The organism is Kosakonia sp. SMBL-WEM22, assembly GCF_014490785.1.
Lineage (GTDB): Bacteria > Pseudomonadota > Gammaproteobacteria > Enterobacterales > Enterobacteriaceae > Kosakonia.
Window position 1 is genome coordinate 3,144,532 of the sequence record NZ_CP051488.1, and the last position, 24,775, is coordinate 3,169,306.

General features: G+C 48.1%; 21 protein-coding genes. All 21 read right to left on the bottom strand.

Annotated features, from left to right (window positions below):
* Nucleotides 1-89: 89 nt before the first annotated feature.
* The 21 genes from gndA to HF650_RS15295 all read right to left on the bottom strand — a co-directional run bounded on the left by gndA (nt 90) and on the right by HF650_RS15295 (nt 24,774).
* On the bottom strand, nt 90-1,496 hold the full coding sequence (gndA, locus tag HF650_RS15195) for an NADP-dependent phosphogluconate dehydrogenase (RefSeq protein WP_187799346.1): 1,407 nt from the start codon (nt 1,494-1,496) through the stop codon (nt 90-92).
* 129 nt (nt 1,497-1,625) lie between these two features.
* Complete coding sequence (locus tag HF650_RS15200) at nt 1,626-2,711, bottom strand: DUF1972 domain-containing protein (protein WP_187799347.1); 1,086 nt, start codon at nt 2,709-2,711, stop codon at nt 1,626-1,628.
* The gene (locus HF650_RS15205; protein ID WP_187799348.1) at nt 2,701-3,987 is read right to left on the bottom strand and encodes an O-antigen ligase family protein; all 1,287 of its coding nucleotides are present in this window, start codon (nt 3,985-3,987) and stop codon (nt 2,701-2,703) included. The genes HF650_RS15200 and HF650_RS15205 overlap by 11 nt, the downstream gene beginning before the upstream one ends.
* 10 nt (nt 3,988-3,997) lie before the next feature.
* Nucleotides 3,998-5,086 (bottom strand): glycosyltransferase family 4 protein, encoded by a 1,089-nt coding sequence (locus HF650_RS15210; protein WP_187799349.1) that lies wholly within the window; start codon nt 5,084-5,086, stop codon nt 3,998-4,000.
* The gene (locus HF650_RS15215; protein ID WP_187799350.1) at nt 5,083-6,315 is read right to left on the bottom strand and encodes an oligosaccharide flippase family protein; all 1,233 of its coding nucleotides are present in this window, start codon (nt 6,313-6,315) and stop codon (nt 5,083-5,085) included. Before HF650_RS15215 ends, HF650_RS15210 begins: the two co-directional genes overlap by 4 nt.
* An 8-nt stretch (nt 6,316-6,323) precedes the next feature.
* Nucleotides 6,324-7,415, bottom strand: coding sequence for a glycosyl transferase (locus tag HF650_RS15220; protein WP_187799351.1), 1,092 nt, complete (start codon nt 7,413-7,415; stop codon nt 6,324-6,326).
* The gene (locus tag HF650_RS15225; protein ID WP_187799352.1) at nt 7,412-8,254 is read right to left on the bottom strand and encodes a hypothetical protein; all 843 of its coding nucleotides are present in this window, start codon (nt 8,252-8,254) and stop codon (nt 7,412-7,414) included. Before HF650_RS15225 ends, HF650_RS15220 begins: the two co-directional genes overlap by 4 nt.
* A 21-nt stretch (nt 8,255-8,275) precedes the next feature.
* On the bottom strand, nt 8,276-8,806 hold the full coding sequence (gene rfbC, locus HF650_RS15230; RefSeq protein WP_187799353.1) for a dTDP-4-dehydrorhamnose 3,5-epimerase: 531 nt from the start codon (nt 8,804-8,806) through the stop codon (nt 8,276-8,278).
* 2 nt (nt 8,807-8,808) lie between these two features.
* Nucleotides 8,809-9,687 (bottom strand): glucose-1-phosphate thymidylyltransferase RfbA, encoded by an 879-nt coding sequence (gene rfbA / locus HF650_RS15235; RefSeq protein WP_187799354.1) that lies wholly within the window; start codon nt 9,685-9,687, stop codon nt 8,809-8,811.
* A 48-nt stretch (nt 9,688-9,735) separates the two neighbouring features.
* Complete coding sequence (gene rfbD / locus HF650_RS15240; protein ID WP_187802707.1) at nt 9,736-10,635, bottom strand: dTDP-4-dehydrorhamnose reductase; 900 nt, start codon at nt 10,633-10,635, stop codon at nt 9,736-9,738.
* 2 nt (nt 10,636-10,637) lie between these two features.
* Nucleotides 10,638-11,720: a dTDP-glucose 4,6-dehydratase gene (gene rfbB / locus HF650_RS15245; protein ID WP_187799355.1), complete on the bottom strand. Its 1,083-nt coding sequence runs from the start codon at nt 11,718-11,720 to the stop codon at nt 10,638-10,640.
* 397 nt (nt 11,721-12,117) lie between these two features.
* Complete coding sequence (gene galF / locus HF650_RS15250) at nt 12,118-13,011, bottom strand: GalU regulator GalF (protein ID WP_094420942.1); 894 nt, start codon at nt 13,009-13,011, stop codon at nt 12,118-12,120.
* 179 nt (nt 13,012-13,190) lie between these two features.
* Nucleotides 13,191-14,606 carry a colanic acid biosynthesis protein WcaM gene (wcaM, locus tag HF650_RS15255; RefSeq protein WP_187799356.1) on the bottom strand — a complete coding sequence of 472 codons (1,416 nt, stop codon included), beginning with the start codon at nt 14,604-14,606 and terminating at the stop codon, nt 13,191-13,193.
* Nucleotides 14,607-14,617: 11 nt separating this feature from the next.
* Nucleotides 14,618-15,838, bottom strand: coding sequence for a colanic acid biosynthesis glycosyltransferase WcaL (wcaL, locus tag HF650_RS15260; protein ID WP_187799357.1), 1,221 nt, complete (start codon nt 15,836-15,838; stop codon nt 14,618-14,620).
* The gene (wcaK, locus tag HF650_RS15265; protein ID WP_187799358.1) at nt 15,835-17,115 is read right to left on the bottom strand and encodes a colanic acid biosynthesis pyruvyl transferase WcaK; all 1,281 of its coding nucleotides are present in this window, start codon (nt 17,113-17,115) and stop codon (nt 15,835-15,837) included. The genes wcaL and wcaK overlap by 4 nt, the downstream gene beginning before the upstream one ends.
* A 32-nt stretch (nt 17,116-17,147) precedes the next feature.
* Complete coding sequence (wzxC, locus tag HF650_RS15270; RefSeq protein ID WP_187799359.1) at nt 17,148-18,626, bottom strand: colanic acid undecaprenyl disphosphate flippase WzxC; 1,479 nt, start codon at nt 18,624-18,626, stop codon at nt 17,148-17,150.
* Between the two features lie 9 nt (nt 18,627-18,635).
* Entirely contained in the window at nt 18,636-20,030 is a 1,395-nt protein-coding gene (wcaJ, locus tag HF650_RS15275) for an undecaprenyl-phosphate glucose phosphotransferase (protein ID WP_187799360.1), read from the bottom strand.
* Nucleotides 20,031-20,085: 55 nt separating this feature from the next.
* A complete protein-coding gene (cpsG, locus tag HF650_RS15280) occupies nt 20,086-21,456 on the bottom strand; it encodes a colanic acid biosynthesis phosphomannomutase CpsG (protein ID WP_187802708.1) in 1,371 nt (456 codons plus the stop codon).
* Between the two features lie 107 nt (nt 21,457-21,563).
* Complete coding sequence (gene cpsB / locus HF650_RS15285) at nt 21,564-23,000, bottom strand: mannose-1-phosphate guanyltransferase (RefSeq protein WP_187799361.1); 1,437 nt, start codon at nt 22,998-23,000, stop codon at nt 21,564-21,566.
* Complete coding sequence (gene wcaI, locus HF650_RS15290; protein WP_187799362.1) at nt 22,997-24,304, bottom strand: colanic acid biosynthesis fucosyltransferase WcaI; 1,308 nt, start codon at nt 24,302-24,304, stop codon at nt 22,997-22,999. Before wcaI ends, cpsB begins: the two co-directional genes overlap by 4 nt.
* Nucleotides 24,301-24,774: a GDP-mannose mannosyl hydrolase gene (locus HF650_RS15295; RefSeq protein ID WP_187799363.1), complete on the bottom strand. Its 474-nt coding sequence runs from the start codon at nt 24,772-24,774 to the stop codon at nt 24,301-24,303. Before HF650_RS15295 ends, wcaI begins: the two co-directional genes overlap by 4 nt.
* Nucleotide 24,775: the final 1 nt, after the last annotated feature.

The following is a 24,775-nucleotide window of genomic DNA, read 5'->3' on the forward strand; positions in this document are numbered from 1 at the left end:
GCCCGATCCCTGTAATTCTTGCGGTTTCGATGAAAAAAAGCCCGGTTGCAACAACCGGGCTTGTATAAAACGAACGAATGATTATCAGATTAATCCAGCCATTCCGTATGGAATACGCCATCTTTATCCGTGCGCTTGTAGGTATGCGCGCCGAAGTAGTCGCGCTGAGCCTGAATCAGGTTCGCTGGCAGTACCGCAGATCGGTAGCTGTCATAGTAAGCAACTGCTGCGGAGAAGGTCGGTACCGGAATACCGTTCTGTACCGCATAGGCGACAACATCACGCAGCGCCTGCTGGTAATCGTCAGCGATCTGCTTGAAGTAAGGTGCCAGCAGCAGGTTAGCGATAGCCGGATTTTCTGCATAAGCATCGGTGATTTTCTGCAGGAACTGGGCACGAATGATACAGCCCGCGCGGAAGATCTTCGCGATTTCGCCGTAGTTCAGGTCCCAGTTGTGCTCGTCAGAGGCGGCACGCAGTTGCGAGAAGCCCTGCGCATAGGAGACGATTTTGCCCAGATAGAGCGCGCGACGCACTTTCTCAATGAATTCTGCTTTATCGCCAGCCGGTTGAGCCTGCGGGCCGGAGAGCACTTTAGAAGCCGCAACACGCTGCTCTTTCAACGAGGAGATATAGCGTGCGAAGACTGATTCAGTAATCAGTGACAGCGGTTCGCCAAGATCCAGCGAGCTCTGGCTGGTCCATTTACCGGTACCTTTGTTCGCCGCTTCATCAAGGATCACATCAACCAGGTAAGTGCCCTCTTCATCTTTCTTAGTGAAGATATCTTTGGTGATGTCGATCAGGTAGCTGCTCAGCTCGCCCGCATTCCACTCGCTGAAAGTTTTCGCCAACTCGTCATTAGAGAGGTTCAGGCCACCTTTCAGCAGGGCATAGGCTTCTGCAATAAGTTGCATATCGCCATATTCAATACCGTTATGCACCATTTTGACATAGTGACCGGCACCGTCAGGTCCGATATAGGTGACGCACGGTTCACCATCTTCAGCCACCGCAGCGATTTTGGTCAGGATTGGGGCAACCAGCTCATAAGCTTCTTTCTGGCCGCCAGGCATGATCGAAGGCCCTTTCAGCGCGCCCTCTTCACCACCGGAAACGCCGGTGCCAATAAAGTTGAAGCCTTCTTCAGAGAGTTCACGGTTGCGACGAATGGTGTCGTGGAAGAAGGTGTTACCGCCATCAATAATGATGTCACCTTTATCCAGGTAAGGTTTCAGGGAGTCAATCGCGGCATCGGTACCGGCACCGGCTTTCACCATCAGCAGAATACGGCGGGGAGTTTCCAGTGATTCGACAAATTCTTGTACGGTGTAGTAAGGAACCAGCTTCTTGCCTGGGTTCTCGGCAACAACTTCTTCGGTTTTTTCGCGCGAGCGGTTGAAGATAGATACGGTATAGCCACGGCTTTCGATGTTCAGCGCCAGGTTGCGCCCCATCACGGCCATACCAACAACGCCGATTTGTTGCTTGGACATTACATACTCCTGTCAGGTGTGGTCACCGCGCCACGTATGCGCGGCTTGAAATGTGCCAGAGATGTTAACTCAAATTTTATTGATAGCAACAAATAATAAAGCCACCAATATCAAAGATAATTGTCTAATCTATTTGAGAATTTCTTCATATTGAGCGCGAATTTTATCCCAAGTATAGTTTTCTTGTGCTATTTTTTTCAATTCTTCACCTTGATTATTATCAAAAGGTAAACAGTCAGTTGTTTTGGTGGTTTTTTCATGAAGATCCGAGCTATGTTTGAAATATTCCGCCTTATCATGAGTCGTATAGCGATTATATTGACAATCGAAACAAATTATTTTTTTGCCGAAAAACATCATTTCAACTAGCGATGGATTTGTACCCCCAGCTGAATGTCCATGTATATAAATGGAACAACCATGTCTAATAGACTCTAGAATTTGGATATCATAAATTGGATCTAACAAATGCATATTCTGATATTTAGAATATTCTTGCTTTAAATTCCTTCCGTATTCGCTATTATTCCAGTTACCAATAAATTTCAAATCATAGTTTATATCTTTAAAAGCTTTAAGTATGAGGTGAACATTGTTCTCAGGTTCAATTCGACATAATGCAAGAGCATAATCACCAAGAGACTCATTGAGGTTATAATCTTCATTTATAATTGCATGATCTCCACCGTATGCTATGACTTGGCTTTCAATATTATATTCCCGGGAGACATAATTTGCTATTTCTTGATTATCAGAAATAACACAATCCGAATGATAAACGGCAATTTTCTCAGACCATTTCAAAAATCTTCTTGCGTATTTCCCCCACTTATCTCTTCGCCATTCTAATCCGTCAATATTCGTGCAAACTCTTACAGACGAAATTTTTCTTACAAAAGGCAAGATCAAGCAACCCGAAACGCCAAGTATTAGAATATTATCAACTTTTTTTATAAAAATAGAATGTAGAATACTTAGAATGTCGTAAAAGATACTCGATATTCCATTAGCATTTAACGGGATATATGTTAATTGCGCTGACTTATAATTCCGCAATTTGGTGGGATAACTTTTCGCTGAGCAATATACGACATATTGATGCTTGTTGCTTTCAATTAAGTTCTCAACTAGCGTCTCAAATCCACCATAAGAAGCAGGCACACCCACCGTGCCAATTACAGCAGTTTTAGTTGTCTTTTTTATTTTATGATTCATGACGATTATTAATCTTTATATTGAAGGTTAAACATTTCATAAATACCAATATCTGAAAAATCGGCTCGAAGAAATAGTTATTAAGGAACGCAATTGTCATACTTACTACAATTAACAGCAAGTGTAATGAAACATCTCTTTTAATAACCATATCTGCTTTGCCAGAACTATTATTAAGAAATTTAATCATCTTAATGAATACGGTGCTCCAGCAAAATAAATAAAAAATCAGTAACAGCAGACCACCCTGATTCAGCAAGTATAAATATCCATTATCAACATAGAAATTCTCCATACTATCACCGAGCCCCTGAACTAACCCTGTACCAAATAATAATTCTTTAGCATCATTAATATCCAATACAGTCAGCCATGCATCAATTCTCGAAACTAAAGTACTCACTTTAGTCAGGGCTGTTTGATCCGTTCCAAATGAAACACTACTAAAAATTGAAGAACCCATATAAATTAATACGCATGGTATAATTAATAATAGTGCAAATAGAAAATAAAAATAAATAGTTAAAGCTTTTGTGTATGCCCTTCTGAAGTAAGTGTAAACAAACATAAAAAATGAGCATAGACAATAAGCAAGTATGCCATTTCGATTATATGTTGAGAGCGTCATTATTAATAAAATGATATAGATTATTAAAAACTTGCTTTTGGATACTTTACTTTCAAAGAAGTAATAAGAGATGGCAATGCAGCAAAAACTTGCTAACAAAAAACCAGAATTAAAAATGCCATTAAAACGTAGTGAGATACCAGCAACACTTGTTTGGAGCGGATTAACTATTAGATTCTTTTCAGCCAATAGCAAATAGAAATTTAAAACTGCATTATAATCAACATTAACCGCCACCACGTAAATGGCAAAAGAAACTATATTAGCAATAGTTAAAAACCGAACAATCTTATTAAAAAAATCATGGCTATCTTCGAATGCAACCGAACTTACTATCATAATCAATATAATAGGTAAAATTGACTGCATGAGAATTGCCAAAAAAATTTGCAGTACACTATAACCATGATCCGAATAAGAATTATTTGCTAATAATAACACCCCAGTTAAGAAGTAATAGATTAGAAAAATAGTTCTAGCATCATTGAATATTATTTTTTTTCTTACAAAAATCGTAACAACACAAATGAATAGAAGCGAGGGAATTAATATATAATTTAAGTTAATCCCGAGAACAAGAGTAGCGATTTTTATTAATCCCGATAACAACAATACAACCATCAAGATTCGTGATGCGATAATCAACATAAGATGATACTCATAATAGTTTACATTTTTCTGTTAAATACTCATCTAATTTAATAAAGTTTTTTTGCAAATCTAACTGTTTCCGGATTTTTTCGTTGCTTATAATAGATAACTCATACAATGAATCACCTTTTGCAGCAACATCTTTAATTTTCCTCGCAAACGCATCACATGTTCTTCGCTCAAGAACAAATCCTGTTTCATTGTCAGTAACATATTGTTCTACACCACCGTTTCTTGTCGTAATGATGATTACACCGGCAAAAGCGGCTTCAGCAGGAGTCAAACCAAAGCCCTCATGTACACTACTGCAAATAAAAAAACGGTGCTGATTGTAAAGTTCATTCAACTGAAGAATAGTCGGCCTATAAGTATATTCGATAAACTCAGGGAAATTTTGAGGCTTTGGGTAAGCGCTAAAACATGAGAACTTAAAATTATTATTTTCACTTTTAACTTTGCAGATCGATTCAAGAAGTATGTCACATCCTTTATGTTCACTTGGATGATAAAGGAATAAAAAAGAACTTTTCTCTCTATCCAGCCATTTTTTATTTATAAAAAAATCATTTTTATCGATACCGTTGTAAAGCATGATGGTCTGCTTCCCACCTGCCTGCGCTATTCTTTTAGCCAAATCATCGCTGATAGTAATATAATCAATATCGCTATAAGAAAGGGTCTGTTTTAATTTGACTTCACCAACGTTCCATACTTCATAACCTTGCACAAAATAGACTATTTTTTTGTTTTCGATGTTTGTAAATTCTTTCACATAAATAAAAGTTTCCACAGAAGAGCATATAATAACATCATATTGTTCTGCTTTGATTTTCTTTAAATCTGAAATCACTTTATGAGTAACTTGCGTCGACCGGAAATCGTACCATTTATAAAAACCCGTATGAGCAATAATGAATGCTTTAGCAATACCTTTTAGTCCATCAAATCTAGAATTACAGACAAGATCATGGGTTAAATAGATAAAGGTTATAGACCAGCCTTTAGAAGATAGATAATCACCATATTGGTATAGTACCTTATAGCCACCAACTGGCTCGCGACGTGGTCCCGGTAGTAATATTGCTATTTCTCTCATTTGATTCCTAATTTATATCCGCATCGTTTCGCAAGAAAGAACATACAAAGAAGTATAGAAATCTGGACACATAAAGATGAAAATATAACGCCCTTCAAACCAAAATAATAAGAGGATAAAGCCATCAGGATAAGGCTGGCAGCTCCATTCAAAGCGATTATTATTGAAAAAGCTTTATCCTTGCCACAATTCAAGCCTATTTGTGTACCATATAGATTGTTAGCGAATACAAAAATCACATTAAGTAGTAGAAAAAATAATGTATCATGCAGCTCTTTGGCTATCTTAGGAAACAACATTTCAGTTAAAGTAAATCCAAAGAAAGAATAAAATATATAACCCCAAAAAAATATCATCAGGCTCAGAAAAAGTGTCTTATTAATGAGCGAAAAAGCTTTATTTTTATCAATCAATATAAGTGATGATATATGAGGGAAAAGAACATTCAATACAGGAGTCGTTGCAATAGATAAAACCTTTACAATTCTGTCGGCAGTTGAGAACACCACATAGTTTTTAGTATCGAGTAATAAAGGGAGAAAAAAAACATTTGCATATGATATTAAGGTCACACTGGCTTGAGAGAAAAATATATACCACCCACTTGCAAGAAAGGTAACAATCTTTTTAAATAGTTCATCAACCTTAACTTTTATACCTGCTAACTTAAATAAAATGTGGCAAAGCATAGATATATTTGTAAAATAGTTCGCTAAAGCGCACAACAAAAGGTAAACCCAAGCATCTTGATCATTTTCAACTAATACAAATACTAAAGGATATAGTCCTGCTTTAGGCAAAAGCCCATAATATGTAATACTTTTGAAATCGCCGATACCTTGAAAGTACCAGTTTAGCTGAAATATAAAGCTCGAGAGCCAAAAGAAACATAGCCCCCAGTAAAATATATTCTTTGCCGTCAAATAATACAAAGAGGCATATAAGAAAAAGGATACTATTATAAATATCGAGAACCTGCATATTAATGAGGTAAGCACAAATTCTTTGCAATTAGATTTATTTTGTTTTTGGGAGCTTATATATCTTACCCCAAAAAGATCCAAGCCATAATTTACTAAAACTGCAAAAAAAATAACCAATGTTTGAATTACAACAAAATCTTTATAGACATGTAAAGACAGTTTATTGATTAAGAAAGGAATAATTATAAACGGTAAAACATAATTACCAAACTGGAAAATAAACTGATTAATTATTTTTCCTATCACTTATTGCCTCATTTTAATCGGGAGAGAATCGTTTTTATTTTTGTATCAAACATCCACTCCTCACGGATTGTTTTTTTAACATCATCAGAATGTGAGCATTCCAGAAAATAGCGTATAATATCATCTAATTTCTCAATACTGAGATTAGAATAATTTTCAAACCATTTACTATCAATTTCAAAGTTCATGGATGATAAACATGGAATACCATATTTAAAATATTCATACATTTTTAAAGGAGATTCATCATGGGATTTTTCAGCTAAATAGGGCATCAACCCAACTTGAAAGGTAGTCATGATATCGGGCAAATCATTATATCTGAATGGACCAGCAACTTTGATCCTGTCATCTAAACGTTGAATTATTTTATCATCAAAGCATTTACCCCAAATAATTATAGTGTATTTTTCTGCAAGCTTGTTAACGAAATCGACATCAAACTTATCAGTAATAAAACCGACAAAACCTAATTGGTAATTGTTATGACGTTTCGGTAAATGTCTATTGTCGTTTACACTTTCTTCTATATAAATGCCATTAGGCATAACATATTTGTATTTATTTGAGAATGACTTAAGCGCTTTTTCGGATACGGCTGTAATGAAATTGGCGTGTTTATCCACATATAAATACTTTTGCGCTACAGCAAACTTTTCCCTGGAACTAAATCTGTTATGAATTGCAAAGTTGTCAATAAGATCATACCAATATATAACATTCTTTAACGGCTTGTAGTTGATTTTTGCAAGCGGCGTAAAATCAATAATAATAACTTTTCCATTGAAGTTTGTCGCATATAAATCTATTACTTTATCAATGAACTTAATATAACACTTTTCAGTCCATAAGCGTCCCCGAACAGGTCCGATAAGATCATAACTGGTACTGTCCAGGAAAGTTATTCTCGAAGAATATTTTTCATAAATAGATTTTTTTTTGCTTTTATTTATAACACGTTCGTAAATAGAGACAGGCCGATTGACAAATATTACCTCATGTTCCCTTGATAAAATTTCAGCTATTTGTAAATCCCGTACAGAAGTTCCATACTCATTCCAGAAGTAGGAATCTCGGTATCCGATAATGATAAACCTCATCTTTTTCTACTCTTATAATGCTTGCCGTTAAAAAATGCGACCATGAAATACTTCAAACTTATTTCTTTTTTAGAAAACAAAAATGATGCGATTATTTTTTTTAACACTGTAAAACAAGTAAATATACTAAAGTAATACCTTAGAGTTAACGCCTGATCATAGCTTCGCTCTTTCACTCTAAACTTTGTAGTGGACTCATCCTCGACTTCAAGTCTTGACAAGGAGTGAAAAATATTTTGACTACTAATTTTTATTTTTTTTGCATTCCCAATTTTATTAATTCTTAAGAAAAATGTTGAATCAACTCCATAAAAAAAGAAACGTTCATCAAAAACATTCCCATAATATTTACTCATTTCTTCGCATGCTGCTTTCGATAAACATATCCCACTCCCTATTGCTAGCATAGTTTTGCTAAAGGAATGAGATGGCATCCTATAGAACTTAGGACTTTGCATTCCATGAGAAGTCATAACTGAAGGGATGAGATATTTTTCCTTATTGAAAAAACACTCTCGCAAATATTCAGAATTAATAACTGAGTCATGATCTAAAAGCAAATAATTATGCGCGAGAACTTTATCAATAAAAGTATTATAAATAAAGCTCAATGAATTATTATCTATTGTTTCAATCAGGTTAATTTGACACTTTTCCGAGGTTAAATTGCAATTAATAGAGGAAGGTCCATTATTCCATATGCATATAACCATATCCCTAGCCTCAAATTCAACTTTCTCTAATGAGTCAATTAAGCCAGAGATAGTCACGCAGTCATCTATTTGTTTATTATAAAGTACAACCAATATAGCAAGTTTATATTCATCGCGCGGTGGCATATTAACACCTGTAGATCACATCTAATTGAGCATATTATGTTGTAAGTCTTTTTTCGATAAAATGGGCGGGTATTGCAGAGGCCACTCAATATTTATATTCTTATCATTCCATATAATCCCTCTATCACTTTCAGGATGGTAGTAATTTGTTGTTTTATAGACAAACTCAGCCGTTTCGCTCAAAACTAAAAATCCATGAGCAAATCCCTCAGGAATCCACAATTGACGCTTATTTTCTGCAGATAAGTTGACACCTACCCATTTAGCAAATGTCGGCGAATCTTTACGAATATCAACAGCAACATCGAAAACTTCACCCACAACGCAACGCACAAGTTTACCTTGTGCATATGGTTCAAGTTGATAATGCAATCCGCGCAATACCCCATGTGCCGATTTGGAGTGGTTGTCTTGTACAAACTCAACCTTTCGCCCTACAGCCTCTTCGAATACTTTTTGGCTAAAGCTTTCAAAGAAAAAGCCCCGCTCATCGCCGAACACCTTCGGCTCAAAAATCAATACGTCGGGAATATCAGTCTTGATCACATTCATGCTTAATAACCTTTAATCATTTTTAGCAGATACTGGCCATAGGCATTCTTTTTCAGCGGCTCAGCAAGTTTTTTAACCTGCTCGGCATCAATAAAGCCTTTGCGAAACGCAATCTCTTCCGGGCAAGAGACCTTTAACCCCTGGCGCTCTTCAATGGTGGCAATAAAGTTACTCGCCTCGATCAGACTCTGATGCGTACCGGTATCCAGCCAGGCATAACCACGCCCCATCATCGCAACAGAAAGATTACCTTGCTCCAGGTATAGGCGGTTAATATCCGTAATTTCCAGTTCACCACGGGCAGAAGGTTTCAGGCTCTTCGCCATCTCAACCACACGGTTGTCGTAGAAGTAGAGGCCGGTGACGGCGTAATTGCTTTTTGGCTCAATCGGTTTTTCTTCAAGGCTGATTGCAGTGCCCTGCTTGTCAAACTCGACGACGCCATAACGCTCAGGATCGTTAACGTGGTAAGCAAACACTGTTGCTCCGCCCTCCTGATTAACCGCTTCATCCAGCAATTTTGGCAAATCATGCCCATAAAAAATATTATCGCCGAGGACAAGTGCGCAATCATCGGTACCAATGAACTCCTCACCAATAATGAACGCCTGTGCCAAGCCATCCGGGCTCGGCTGCACTTTATAGTGCAGGTTAAGCCCCCACTGGCTACCATCGCCGAGCAGTTGCTCAAAACGTGGCGTGTCCTGTGGCGTACTGATGATCAAAATATCGCGAATACCCGCCAGCATTTGCGTAGATAACGGGTAGTAAATCATCGGTTTGTCGAAAATAGGCAGCAGCTGTTTACTGACGGCCATCGTCACAGGATAGAGGCGCGTACCAGAGCCACCAGCAAGAATAATCCCTTTACGTGTTTTCATTTCATCTTCTCACGCTAAAAACACCTCCCCAGAGGCATTTCAAATTAGTTAAACCGAACCTGCCGCAAATAACTCCGCCAGCATACGTTTCACCCCATTCTCCCAATGTGGAAGTATAAGGTTAAATTCACGGGAAAATTTTTCTGTATTGAGTCGTGAATTGTGGGGACGTTTTGCCGGGGTCGGATACGCTTCTGTCGCAATAGCATTCACATTTTTTACCGCCAGCGAGATGCCGGCAGCACGCGCCTCGGCAAATACCAATTCTGCAAACGCATGCCAACTGGTCGTGCCGGACGCAACGAGGTGATAAAGCCCGGCGACGTCCGGTTTGCGCAGAGCAGTACGAATCGCATGGGCTGTACAGTCTGCCAGCAACTCAGCCCCGGTCGGCGCGCCAAACTGGTCGCCGATAATGGAGAGCGTTTCACGCTCTTTCGCCAGCTTAAGCATCGTCTTAGCGAAGTTATTGCCTTTAGCAGCAAAGACCCAACTGGTGCGGAAAATCAGATGCTTCGGGCAATATTGCTGAATCGCCTTCTCACCCGCCAGCTTGGTTTCACCATAAACATTAAGCGGCGAAGGCTCGTCGGTTTCGCGCCACGGCGTTTCGCCGCTGCCCGGGAAAACATAATCTGTTGAGTAGTGCACCAGCCAGGCATCAATCGCTGCTGCTTCGCGCGCGATTGCTTCAACGCTGGTCGCATTGAGTAACTGGGCGAAACCGCGTTCCGATTCCGCCTTATCAACCGCAGTGTGGGCCGCCGCGTTGACAATAACGTCGGGACGAACGCGGCGAACCGTTTCTGCCACGCCCTCGGGATTGCTGAAATCACCACAGTAGTCAGTAGAGTGGACATCAACTGCGATGAGATGACCTAACGGTGCCAGAGCACGCTGCAGCTCCCAACCTACCTGCCCGGTTTTACCGAATAACAGAATATTCATCATTAACGTTTCTCGTAATTTTGCTCAATCCAGGTTTTGTAAGCACCGCTTTTGACGTTCTCAACCCAACGCTGATTATCCAGATACCACTGCACGGTTTTACGAATGCCGGACTCAAAGGTCTCTTGCGGTTTCCAGCCGAGCTCGCGGCTGATTTTATCAGCATCAATGGCATAGCGGCGATCATGGCCTGGGCGGTCAGTCACGTAGGTGATTTGATCGCGGTAGGAGCCCTCTTTCGGCACGATTTCATCAAGCAGATCGCAAATGGTGTGCACTACATCAAGGTTCTGTTTCTCGTTATGGCCGCCAATGTTATAGGTTTCACCAGCGACGCCTTGCGTTACCACGACGTAGAGCGCACGCGCGTGATCTTCCACATATAACCAGTCACGGATTTGATCGCCTTTGCCATAGATAGGCAAGGGTTTACCTTCAAGTGCATTGAGAATCACCAGCGGGATCAGTTTTTCCGGGAAATGATAAGGACCGTAATTGTTGGAACAGTTGGTCACAAGAGTCGGCAAGCCGTAGGTGCGCAGCCAGGCGCGAACCAGATGGTCGCTCGACGCTTTTGACGCCGAATAGGGGCTGCTAGGCGCATAAGCGGTCTTTTCGGTGAAGAGAGGCAGCGGTTCATCGACTTGCGCTTCATCCGGATGCGGCAGATCGCCATAAACTTCATCCGTTGAGATATGGTGGAAGCGAAATGCCTGTTTAGCATCTTCATCTAGTGCCGACCAGTAGGCGCGCGCCGCCTCAAGCAACACATACGTACCGACAATATTGGTTTCAATAAAAGCAGCAGGCCCGGTGATTGAACGGTCTACGTGGCTCTCTGCAGCCAAATGCATCACTGCGTCGGGCTTATGTTCTGCAAAAATGCGCGCCATCTCAGCCGCATCACAGATATCGGCCTGCTCGAAAAAATAACGCTGGCTTTCGCTAACGTCGCTAAGAGACTCAAGATTGCCGGCATAGGTTAATTTATCAACGTTAACCACATAATCCTGGGTGTTATTTATAATATGACGTACAACTGCAGAGCCAATAAAGCCTGCACCACCGGTGACCAGTATTTTCACGAGAATTATCCGTACTTGCTTTGCAATGTTTAAAACGCGATCGGCGTGTAGAGAAAATGATCATTCATGCATTGGGCACGCTACCGCCCCAGGCTTTTCAGCTACCCGCGCGCTGTGTAAGACATTAGACAGATATGTTGTTAACGCCCAGCTCAAGGACGCTCAGCCTGCCAGGACATAAAATGCTAAGCGGCTATTCTCCGCTGAAACTGCCCCGGAAACAAGGGAAAATCTTTTACATGAAAGTGCAGAAAATACGCATAACTACCTTTTTTTATTATTGATTTTCAACCCAAAAACAAAAAAGGCAGTAAGAATAACCTGAGAGCAATATCTCTCAGCGTCACTCTTTACTGCCCTGTCAACCTGGCGTGAAGCGCCAGATTAATTTAATTGATTATTGCGCCAGCAATTTCTGGATGCTATCGCGGAACTTCTGCCCTTCCTTCAGGTTACGCAGGCCATAGTTCACAAATGCCTGCATATATCCCATTTTCTTACCGCAATCATAGCTGTCGCCGGTCATCAGCATGGCATCAACGGACTGTTTTTCTGCCAGACGCGCAATAGCATCCGTCAGCTGAATACGTCCCCATGCACCCGGCTCGGTATTTTCCAGCTCAGCCCAGATATCAGCCGAGAGGACATAGCGCCCTACTGCCATCAGATCGGAGTCGAGGGTTTGCGGCTGGTCCGGCTTCTCAATGAACTGCACAATACGGCTTACTTTGCCTTCACTGTCCAGCGGCTCCTTGGTCTGGATAACCGAGTACTCAGAGAGGTCGCCCTTCATGCGTTTCGCCAGCACCTGACTGCGACCGGTTTCGCCAAAGCGTGCAACCATTGCGGCGAGGTTGTAACGCAGCGGATCGGCGGTTGCCGTGTCCAGCACGATATCTGGCAGGACAACGATAAACGGGTTGTCACCCACAATCGGGCGCGCGCAGAGAATGGAGTGGCCCAGGCCCAGCGGCTGTGCCTGACGCACGTTCATGATGGTTACGCCCGGCGGGCAGATAGATTGCACTTCAGCCAGAAGCTGGCGCTTAACGCGTTGCTCAAGCAATGCTTCAAGCTCGTAAGAGGTGTCAAAGTGGTTTTCTACCGCGTTTTTTGACGAGTGGGTGACCAGAACAATCTCTTTGATCCCCGCCGCGACAATCTCATCGACAATGTATTGAATCATCGGCTTGTCGACAATCGGCAGCATCTCTTTTGGAATCGCTTTTGTGGCGGGAAGCATATGCATCCCAAGTCCGGCTACCGGAATAACTGCCTTTAAATTAACCATTATTTCTTCCACCTATAATTTATTGATGAATTATAAACCCTTGATCTGTTTTCGCCAGTACGTTCATGGCAAACAGGTCTGAAAATGGCGACGAGTGATACTCCCTCATGACAAGTGATGTAATCCTAACGCCCAGGTTTAATCTCCAGGATTCCTCGCAAAAGCCCCGTATAAGAGACTTAAAGCCGTTTAGCGGGTAAGCGGAAGTTTAAATTTTCGACATTTACGGTATGTTGATCCACACGGTCGATATCGACGGAGCTCTGACCATTCTCATTGACTGCATGAATATTCGCCATCGACAGCAGCGTCTCGTTTTTCGCCATAAAGCGGCCACGCACATCTTTGCGCAGGTCAAAATTGAGCTTCAGCGCCGGGCCTACCGAGGCATCCTGTGTAATGTGGATGTTGCGCAGGAAGAGGTGCTGCGGCTTATTGTGCAACTCAAGCGTGGCCTGCTGCATCTTGATGTTGGTGATAGCGACAAATGAGGTCGCGTTACCAGAAGAGACCTGAATACCGCGCAGCTTATATTTGCTGCGGCTGTTATCCTGCTGAATGTCATTGAGTTTGAAATTCTGCGGAATGGATAAATAGTCGCCTTTAATTACTCCGTAGCCAATCAACATCCCGGCACTATTTTCCATCGTGACATTATCAATAACGAAATTATCGCAGCCGTAAATTGCCACCGTTGCGTTATCAATCCCCGCTTTTTTACTGAAGTCTGGCGTAATATTTTTCGCTTTGATATTACGAATAACGAAATGTTTACCGTTTTCCACATGCACCAGCTGGCGACAATTACTGCCGGTGATATTTGCCACGACAAAGTTTTTCACCGACTGATCTTCCGGGTAGTTATTGTCATAGGTGCTGCCTGCTAACCCGATGCCAATCCCCCAGTTAATTTTGCCGTTGGTGCAGTTGATATTGTCGATCACGTGATCGGAGATAAGAATATTGCGGTCGTTGATTGCCACGTTCCACTCAATGGCATCGCCCTGCAGATCGCTAAAACGGCTATGGGTAATGCGCGCGCCATCCAGCTGGTTATGGAACCCCTGGCGCAAAATGCCGTAGTTGGCTTTGCTGATGGCGATGTTATCAATCAGCAGATTGCGCATTACGCGCTTCTCTTTACCGCCAATGTAGATCTGCATTACCGGGCCATACCCGCTCATGCTGACACCTTTAATGGTGCAGTCTGAGCCGCGGACATCCAGCATCACGTTATAGAGGCTGCCGCCCTGCTCGCCAATGACCTTGCTACCGTCCTGCAGGACAAGTCGCCCGCGTCCGCTGCCTTTTAATGCCCCGCGCACCAGCAGCGTTTTACCGGCGGGAATAAAAATGCCGGTATTGATGTTTTCACACACCAGCCCGGCGGGAACCTCCACCGTCTGCGCGTCAGCAAAAGCCTGTTTGAGCGCAGCCGGCCAGTCATTGTGGTTGTAATCGCTTAATTTTACCGTGTCGCTGCGACCCAGCGCGCGCGCGGCGGGAAGATGCAGCAGGGGAAGTGCCACCAGCGCGGAGCTGGCGGTCAGAAATGAGCGGCGCGTCAGCGCGGTTGAGCGTCGTTTCGCAGTCATAAAGCCTCTTATCAAAGCGTTTGCAGCAGACTGGCCAGTTGCTGGTTGATAATCGTTTGATTAAAGTCCGTTTCCACTTTCTCCCGGGCGCGGGTTACCACTGGCATAACCTCGTCGCTTGCCATCTGGGCAAAGGCCGCCAGCCGTTCAGCCAGCGCTTCGGCGTCATTTTCTGGCACTAACCAGCCGGAGCGTCCGGCATCGATCAGTTCAGGAATACCGCTGTGGACGGTCGAGACGACGGGAATGCCCACTGCCATCGCCTCCATCAGCGCAACCGGAATACCTTCCATATCGCCATCGGTGCCGGTAATAGAAGGGAGTAAAAAGAGATCCGCTTCATCAAGCAGCGCTTTTACTTCATGGCTCGGCTTAAAGCCAGGCATCTCAATCACATCCTCAAGCTGGAACTGCTCAATGAGAGTGCGCAAACGGCGCTCCCAGGGGCCGATGCCCAGAATGCGGTATTTGAAGTCCACGCCGCGCGCTTTCAGCAAGCGGCAGGCTTCAATGGCGACATGCAGCCCCTTTTTCTCTGTTAAACGTGCAACAGAGATGATTTGCAGCGGATGGCCTGGCGATTTCACGTCACGCAGGCTGAAGCGCGCCATATCGACGCCCATGCGCGAGACGGCAATCTTATTCTGCGGGCAGCCCATCGTGAGCAGCCGCCCGGCCCAAAGATCGCTTATCGGCAGCATCAAATCGCCGCGCTGAAAGAGCTGCTGATACTCCGGGGTGTAGTGGGTGAGCACGTCGCGGTGTGAGATATCGATCCCGTGGAAAACGGTGGCGATCTTGCCCTTCAGCACGCCAAGCTCGCGCAGTTTTGCGGCGGTGACACCCGCCGGGCCAAAGTGGGCAATAAAGACATCTGCCGTAAAGGTTTGCGGCGCGAGGCCGCAAATCGCGGGCAGGATCAGGTTGCGCGCCTCATCTCCGTAACGGGAGAGGTTGAGCGCTTTCCAGGTAGAGGGCTTAAACATGCCGCGGGCGATGGCCTGCCCGCGATAACCCAGCTTCGCCAGCTTCCCTTCCGGCTCTGCCAGCAGCCAGTGCGTCTTCTCTGCCAGCTTATATTCAGTGTAAGCGGCGTGAGTATTGTTCATATCGCCCTTGTGCAGGGCGACGATCTCAACCTCAAATCCCATATTGATAAAGGCAACTATCTGGTTGAGGACAAACGTTTCGGACGAGAGGGGAAATTTCAGCAAAAAGAAGCCGACTTTCATTTCACCCCCTGCACGCGCTCGAGCACCGACTGCACCATCTTAATGCCCTGCTCGCGCTCGGCCGCCACCGCCGTTGCCAGACGTGCGTTGATCGCCGGCAGTTGACCCAGCGTATCTGCCGCCATTGACGCCAGCGAACCGTCAAGCAGATGGCGAATATCCACCGCCATCTCGGGCATGCCGAGCTGCTGCATGATGCCGGCCGACTTGTGTTCGTAGTTAATGGCAATCGCCGGCGTGCCAAAGTTCATGGAGATGATCGCCGAGTGCAGCCGCGTGCCAATGGTTAAATCGCATGCCGCAAGAATTTTGCCCATCTCCAGATCGTTGAGCTCATCCATCACCACATGGTAACGGGACGGATCCTGAATGTGCTGGCGCAGGTTGAGCGCTACCATGCGGTCATCTTTGTTGTAGCTGTCGATCCCGGTACAGGTAGAGAGCGCAACCACCTGGTACCCGGCATCAATGACGCGGTTGACGACATCGGCAAAGGCCTTTTCATACGCCTGCTGGGTGGTGCCAAGGCGCTTATCAAACGGCGCCAGTTCACGCAGGGTAATGGCAACGGTCTTCTCTTTTGCCGCCAGGTCCAGCCAGTGCTGCACCGCATAGCTGGCGGTGAAATCTTCCTGATGGTGATCCACCAGCCAGGCGGTATCAACGCCCTGCTCCACTTTATCGGTGGTAATGCCGCTCTGCTTCATCAGATTGAGGCTGACATGCTCGCGCAGGATCAGCGCATCGCAATGGCCGAAGACGTAGTTCGCCAGCTTATTGAAGTCGTCATTCTGGAACGGCCCGACACTATGTCCGATCATAAAGAGCGGTTTTTTCGCCATAAAAGTGCAGAGCGCATGCTCAAACTGCGGCACGCCATAGAGATCGACAAAGAAGGAGCCGCCGACCTGGATAATCGCATCGTAATCAGCCAGACGGCGGACAAAATCGGTAAACCCTTGAGCGATGGCGATATTGCGCAGCTTGCCGGTATCGGTCACGCGGGAGAGCAGCACCTGGTGCTGGTAGCGACGGCGCAGCACCTTCTTCACGCGCCCCATCAGGCCAGCGGCGTTGTTGTGCGCTTTCATCTGGCTATAGAGCGGGTCGCCCATCACCGGGCGATTGAGTAACCAGGAGGAGCTCACCGGGAAGCGGCTCATTACATCCACTTCCGCATCAGGGTTCAGGCGGGCAATAGCGTCCAACAATCCACGTAAAATTGCGCTGTCACCACGGTTGCCGCATGTGTGATTGCCAAGGATCAATAATTTCATAACGACCTCATAAAGGGGTTCAATAAGGTTTCTTATCCTGCGCGAAGCAGTGTTTTCAATTTCTCGTTGCGGCAAAACTGACGCTTCATCTCTACCACCAGCGCGTTACGCGACAAAACCAGCATCACGGCAAAGGCGATGGCACCCGCAGCAACCTGCATCGCCAGCATGGCGGCGAGCGGCAGATGGCCATTCAGCGCAAGACCGAGGCCATAGCTGACCACCAGCGTCGGCAGCGACAGGTAGAACGGCAGCCACAGGCTGAGGATGTACTGCCGATAACTTGAGCCGAGCACCGGTTTAATCATTACGAAGTAGCTCAGGATGGTGTTGATAATCTGCACCAGAAGGAAGCCAAGCGTCACCCCCAGCGCACCGGCCAGATGGCCGCCAATGATAATCGCCGGAATAAAGAGAAACGTTTTAAAGACGTTGAATTTGAAGCTGATATCGACACGCGCTTTCGCCATCAACAGCGAGCCGATCGGGTTACCGACCGCACGCAGCAGGCCAACGATGCACAGCAGTTGCAGGATCGGAATGATGCTGTTCCACTTCTCGCCAAACACCAGCGGCACAAAGTTATTCGATACCACCATTAGCCCGAGCAGGATTGGGAAGTTGATGATCCCCACCACTGACAGCAGCTTGTAGAAGTTCAGGCGCAGCTTTTCGGTGTCATCCTGGATCTTGGCGAACGCCGGGAAGAGCACGCGGGTAATGATCGGGTTGAGCTTCATCGGCGGCACGACCGCCACGTTGTAGGCCAGGTTGTAGCCCCCGGCGACGCTTGCGCCGAGGATACGCGCCAGCACCAGCGTGGAGAGGTTAGTATTGACGTAGTTGATGATGCTGTCTGCGGTCAGCCATGCGCCAAAGCGCAGATTGGAGCTGACGGAGGCAAGGGAGAAGTGCAGACCAGGGCGGTAGATCTTGCGGCCAAAGTAGCCGAACAGCAGCGTACGCACGGCGCTATTAACCAGATAACCGAGGATCGCGGTCATTGCCAGCGGCCAGAAGAAGGCGCTGATCACCGTAAAGCTGAACCCCGCCATCACTGACAGAGTTTCAATCGCGCCAATCTTGTTGAACTCCAGCTCTTTTTGCATCAGCGCGCGGAACTGCTGCCCGTGCGGGATCACCACAAAGGCGACCGACAGGGTTTTGATAAGCGGAGCCAGATCCGGGTTATTCAGCACATCGGCAATCAGATTACTCAATGAGAAGACCGCGATGCAGACCACAATCCCCAGCCCGACATTGAGCCAGTAGAGGGTGGTCAGCTCGAGGTGGCTGATCTCTTTGCGCTGAATAATCGAGTTAGCGATACCAAAATCTGACAGCGTATCGGCCAGCGCGATAATCACCAGCGAGACGGTCAGCAGACCGAACTGGTGGTTATCGATAATGCGCGCCAGCACCGTCATCTGCACCAGCCCCAGACCGATAATGGTCAGCGTGGCCATTGCTGACCACTTTGCTCCGCTGATGGTTTTTTCTCTCAGGCTCATGACCTTTCCTTAATACGCCGCTTTGTTGACAAAGCCTTTAAAGATGGTCAGAAAAACGATCTTGATATCGAACCACAGGCTCCATTCGCGGATGTACTCGAGATCGAACTCAATGCGTTTTTCCATTTTTTCCAGCGTGTCGGTCTCGCCGCGCCAGCCGTTAATCTGCGCCCAGCCGGTAATACCTGGTTTTACTTTATGACGCAGCATGTAGCCCTCGATCAGCGCACGATACTGCTCGTTATGCGCAACGGCGTGAGGACGCGGGCCGACAATCGACATCCCACCGGTGAGCACATTGATAAACTGCGGCAGTTCATCAAGGGAGGTACGGCGCAGGAAGCTGCCCACTTTGGTGACGCGCGGATCGTTCTGCGTCGCCTGGGTCACCACTTTGTCGTTCTCCATCACCTTCATCGAGCGGAACTTCCACACTTTGATCGGCTTACCATCCATGCCGTAGCGCGTCTGGCGGAAAATGATCGGCCCCGGTGAGCTCATCTTCACCGCCACGGAGATGGCCAGCAGCACCGGTGAAATCAGCAGCAGAATCAGCGACGAGAGCACAATATCTTCCAGGCGTTTCAGGATGCGGTTCACCCCCGAGAGCGGCGTATCGTACAGCGGTACAATCGGAACGCCGTTCACCTCTTCAATGCGTGAATGCAGAATGTTGAAGGTGAAGACATCCGGAATCAGGATCACCGAACAGGTGGTATCTGCCAGATCGCGTACCAGTTTTTTGATGCAGGCAGCATCATCCATCGACATCGCAATGTAGACGTTATGGATCTTGCCGCTGCGGGCATCTTCAACCAGCTGCTCAAGGTTGCCTGCCCAGCCAGTATCAATGCCGCCCGGTTTCGGATCGTAATAGACGCCAACAACATCGAAGCCCAACCAAGGCTCATTACGGAAACCGTCGAGCAGCGCCTGCCCCATCGGCATATCGCCAGCCACCGCGACGCGGCGGGTGTTATAGCCGAGATTACGCATCCATCCCGCACCGAAGCGGATCACCGCCCGGCTAAACATCAGTCCAAGGCTGGTTAACAGATACCAGGTAAGATAGAGCGAGAAGGTGACATCAAAGTCCGAGTTAAACGACATCAAACCGGCGCTAAAGACGATACTTAGCGTCCAGTTCTGCAACAGTAGCGTCAGTTCGGTCATCATTCTGACGCCGCGCCAGGAGCGGTAAAAATCGGTCATGCCGCCGATCATCTGGAATACAACCAGCGTGGCCAGCGCCATCAGCAGATGCATGTAGAAAAACGGCAACGCATTGACTTTACACACCAACCATAACCCAGCAAACATGATGGTGATGTCTGAGAATCGCTGCACGATAGAGATTAACGATGCATTCGTTTTGGCCCGGTCGCGCTTTTTTAGATTTGTCATCGTTGTACCTGCCTGTTTGCCCTCCTCCCCACATGGGGAGGAGAACGACTAAGAGTTACTGATTCAACAGCGCCAGAATTTCCTGCGTTCGCGCCTCCATCAACGCCACATCATGTCGGGATTCGACATTCAGACGCACGACTGGCTCGGTGTTAGAGGAGCGCAGGTTAAAGCGCCAGTCGGCAAAAGCGATGCTGATGCCATCGGTGTAATCCACCTCCAGTGCCTCCGGTGCGTAGCGATCTTCAACGCGTTTGATTGCGCTGACTGGATCCGCCAGCTTGCTGTTGATCTCGCCGCTCGCCGGGAAAGCCACCATGCGATCGCCCACCAACTCGGCCAGGGTTTTGCCCTTCAGGCACAGCAGTTCCGTAACCAGCAGCCACGGGATCATGCCGCTGTCGCAGTAGGCGAAATCGCGGAAGTAGTGGTGCGCGCTCATCTCGCCGCCGTAAATGGCGTCCTCTTCGCGCATGCGCTCTTTAATAAAGGCGTGGCCGGTTTTCGACATCACCGGCGTGCCGCCTGCGCGGCCAACTACGTCAACGGTGTTCCAGGAGAGGCGCGGGTCGTGAATGATTTTCGCGCCAGGGTGCTTTTCGAGGAACGCTTCTGCCAGCAGGCCAACGATGTAGTAACCCTCGATAAACTGGCCCTTGTCGTCGAACAGGAAGCAGCGGTCGAAGTCGCCGTCAAAGGCGATGCCCATATCTGCCTGATGCTCAATCACCGCATTGCGGGTGTCGTCGCGGCACTCGGGCAGCAGCGGGTTAGGAATACCGTGTGGGAAGGTGCCATCCGGCTCGTTGTGCACTTTGATAAAGCTCACCGGCACGTTCAGCGCGTCGAAGCGCGCTTCAATGGCGTCGATCACCGGGCCTGCCGCACCATTACCGGAGTTGATCACCAGTTTCAGCGGCTTGAGGTTAGCGGTGTCGATGTAGCCGAGCAGATGGTCGATATAGTCATCGCGCAGGGAGATTTGCTTGTAGCTGCCGCGTTTTTCCGGGTTAACCGGTGGGAAGTCATTGGCTTCGGCCAGACGCTGCACGTCGCGCAGGCCGGTGTCGCCGCTGATCGGGCGCGCGCCTTTGCGCACCAGTTTCATGCCGTTGTAGTCCATCGGGTTGTGGCTGGCGGTCACTTCGATACCGCCGTCAACGCCGAGATGGAAGGTGGCGAAATAGATCTCTTCGGTACCTGACAGCCCGATATCCAGTACGTCCACACCGGCGTCCTGCAAGCCTTTAGCTAATGCCAGCTTCAGCGCTTCGCTGGTCTGGCGCACATCGCCGCCGAGCACGATGGTCTGCGGCTTCAGGTACTCCCCGTAGGCGCGGCCAATACGCCAGGCAATATCTTCATTCAGCTCTTCGCCCAGCTTTCCGCGAATATCGTAAGCTTTAAAACAGGTTAATTTTTCCATCATTACCTCTTCTTCAGGCAACAGTCAGCCTTGACCGCAACTGGCCACATAAATGTTATCAATAGTTGTTCTGGCCGAACCCGCGCTCGGCGCGCCGGCAATGGGCGTTAAATACGCCCGTAACGATCGGCGAAGCGCACAATGTCATCCTCTTCCAGGTACGAGCCGGAGCGTACCTCAATCAGATCGAGAGGAATTTTGCCCGGGTTTTCCAGGCAGTGGCGTGCGCCGAGCGGAATGTAGATAGATTCGTTTTCGCCCAGCAGTTTGACTTCATCATCAATGGTGACTTTCGCCGTACCGGCAACCACCACCCAGTGCTCCGCGCGATGGTGATGCATCTGCACCGACAGCCCCTCGCCCGGTTTCACGGTGATGCGTTTTACCTGATAGCGATCCCCTGCATCGATGGAGTCATATTTGCCCCAAGGGCGGTAAACTTCGCGGTGAATATGGTGCTCATGACGCCCTTCGGCTTTGATCTTCTCGACCACCTTTTTCACATCCTGCACCGCGTTACGGTCAGCGATCAGCACGGCATCTTTGGTCTGCACCACCACCAGATCTTTCACACCAACAGTGGTCACAAGACCGGATTCGGCATAGACGTAGCTGTTTTCGGTTTTGTGGCTGATCACATCACCGTGGTGTACGTTGCCTTCCGGTGTGTGCTGGCTGATCTCCCACAAGGAGGACCAGGAGCCAACATCGCTCCAGCCTGCGTCCATCGGCACCACCACCGCATCGGCTGTACGCTCCATCACCGCGTAGTCGATAGACTCTTCCGGGCAGGCGAGGAACGCCTCTTCATCGACGCGGATAAAGTCCATATCCGGATCGGTAGCATCCATCGCTTTCTCACAGGCTTCGAGGATGTCCGGGCGATATTTTTTCAGCTCTTCCAGGTAGCGACCGGCGCTGAAGAGGAACATGCCGCTGTTCCAGTAGTATTCGCCGCTGGCGACATACCCCTGCGCGGTTTCCAGATTCGGTTTTTCAACAAACTGCGCCACTTCAAACGCTACCGCATCGACCTGGCCTGGGCTCACTTCGCCGCGGCGGATGTAGCCGTAACCGGTTTCGGGCATATCCGGCACGATGCCGAAGGTGACCAGTTTCCCCGCCTCGGCATAAGGCATCGCATTGCGTACTGAAGTGCGGAACGCCTCTTCATCCTGGATAACGTGGTCGGCGGCCAGCACCAGCATCAGCGGATCGCTATCCGGGTTGTGGCGTTTGACCGCCAGCGCCGCTAGCGCAATTGCCGGTGCGGTGTTGCGGCCTGCCGGCTCAAGAATGATGTTCTCGGTCAGCTTATTAAGCTGACGCAGCTGTTCTGCAACGATAAAACGGTGCTGCTCGTTACAAATCACCACCGGGCTTTCGCACTCGACGCCGTTCAGGCGGCAGACGGTGGTCTGCAGCATGGTGAGATCGCCCTTCAGGCAGAGAAACTGTTTAGGGTAAAGCACGCGGGAAAGTGGCCACAGACGGCTACCGGAGCCCCCGGCCATCACGACCGGATAGAGTTGCGTTTGACTCATGATTTATCCCCATTGCCGTCGAAATTGAGGCGCGCCTCATGCGCCGCGCCATCATGGGCGGCTGCGGGCGTCGCGGATTTCTCCGGGCTGATATCTGCAATAAACTGGCTTAACACGTTCTCTTTTTCGAGCGTGCGTTCGGCATATTCACGTGCCACCGTGTTGTTTGTGGGCAGCGCTAACGCGCGTTCAATGCCCGAGGTCAGCGCATCAACCGATTCCGGCTCGACGCAGACCGCAATACCAGGCTCATTCAGGCAGAGCTGGCCAAGTTCGGTACTCTCTTCGGCGGTGATCACCGCATTGCCGCCCACTGCCAGAATGTTGGTCAGCTTGGAGGGCAATACCGCATCCGCCGCGCCGCGCTTCTGGATAACCAAGTGGCAATCGCCGAGCGTGAGCAGCGCCGGCAGCGCTTCATAAGGCTGCAACGGGAAGAATTTCACGTTGTCGAGGCCGCGCTCGCTGACCATCTTCTCCAGCCGCGCTTTGCCCCCACCCTGCCCAACGATAGCGAACAGCCACGGATGGCCCTTCAGTCGTGCAGCGGCTTCGATCACATTTTCTAACCCCTGCTTCTCACCGATGTTGCCGGAGTAAAGAATGATTTTTTTGTCATCCGGCAGACCGAGGTCGCGGCGTAACTGCGCAACGCTTGCCGCGTCGACATCACGAAAACGCGCCACTTCGGACCAGTTCGGGAAGAAGATAATCTTGTCGGCTGACACGCCCTTCTCACGCGCTTTGTTCATCATCGAGCGCGAAATGGTGGAGACGTTGTCAACGTTGTGCAGATTGCTGCGTTCAAATGCGGCCGCCAGTTTTGCCACCAGGCCGCCTTTACCTTTGCCCGCCATGCCTAACCCAAGCATGGCGTCCACTTCATAATCCTGAATGTGCAACAGCGTGCGGGCGCCGCTCATTTTTGCCAGCAGGCGCATGCCCGGCGTGCAAAACAGCGTCGGCACCACGCCGATGATGCGATCCGGCTTCCAGCTGCGCTGGGCCATCAGCGGGAAAAAGCTGCTGACGGCAAAGCTGCCTAAGTGCAGCAGACGCTTGATGGTCGACGGCTGCTTTGGCACATAGAGCGGGCAGCGCCACACCGTGGCGGCTCCCTGCTCTTTACGCCAGCGCCAGGCACTGTAAGGGTGCCCGACTTTCCACTCCGGGTAATACGGCGGCGCAGTGATGATGCGAACGTCATGGCCCTGACGGGCCATCCACTCCACCATTTCGCCGGTGTACTTACCGATCCCGGTCAGCTCCGGCGAGTAGTTGATGCCATAAACCAGGATTTTCATAAGCCCGGTACTCCCTGCGCGTCGAGGAAATAGGCGCGGCTGTTGTCATGCACCAGCGGGTCGGCAATCAACGCCTCCGGCGAAACCCAGCGATAGTCATCGTGCTGCTCCGTTGGCAGAGCGAGGGTCTCCTCGTCCACGCGCAGACGAAAGCCGAGCACGATGTAGTGGGTCGTAAAATCGGGGCCGGAGAAGTTATCGTCATAGAAGTGCTGCCAGACGCCGTAAAACTCACCTGCCGACATCGGCAGGCGCAGTCCCAGTTCCGCCTGCGTCAGCCGCTCGAAAGCGGCTGCCAGCGGCTCGTCCTTTTGCACGCGTCCGCCCGGCACGAACCAGTATCCCTGGGCCGGACGGTTAGTGCGTTTGCCGAGCAAAAACTCGCCGCGTGAATTCTCCACGATCAGATCGATGGAGATCAGCGGGGTGGAACGCACCACCGTGGCAAAATCTTCCTGACTTAAAAACATG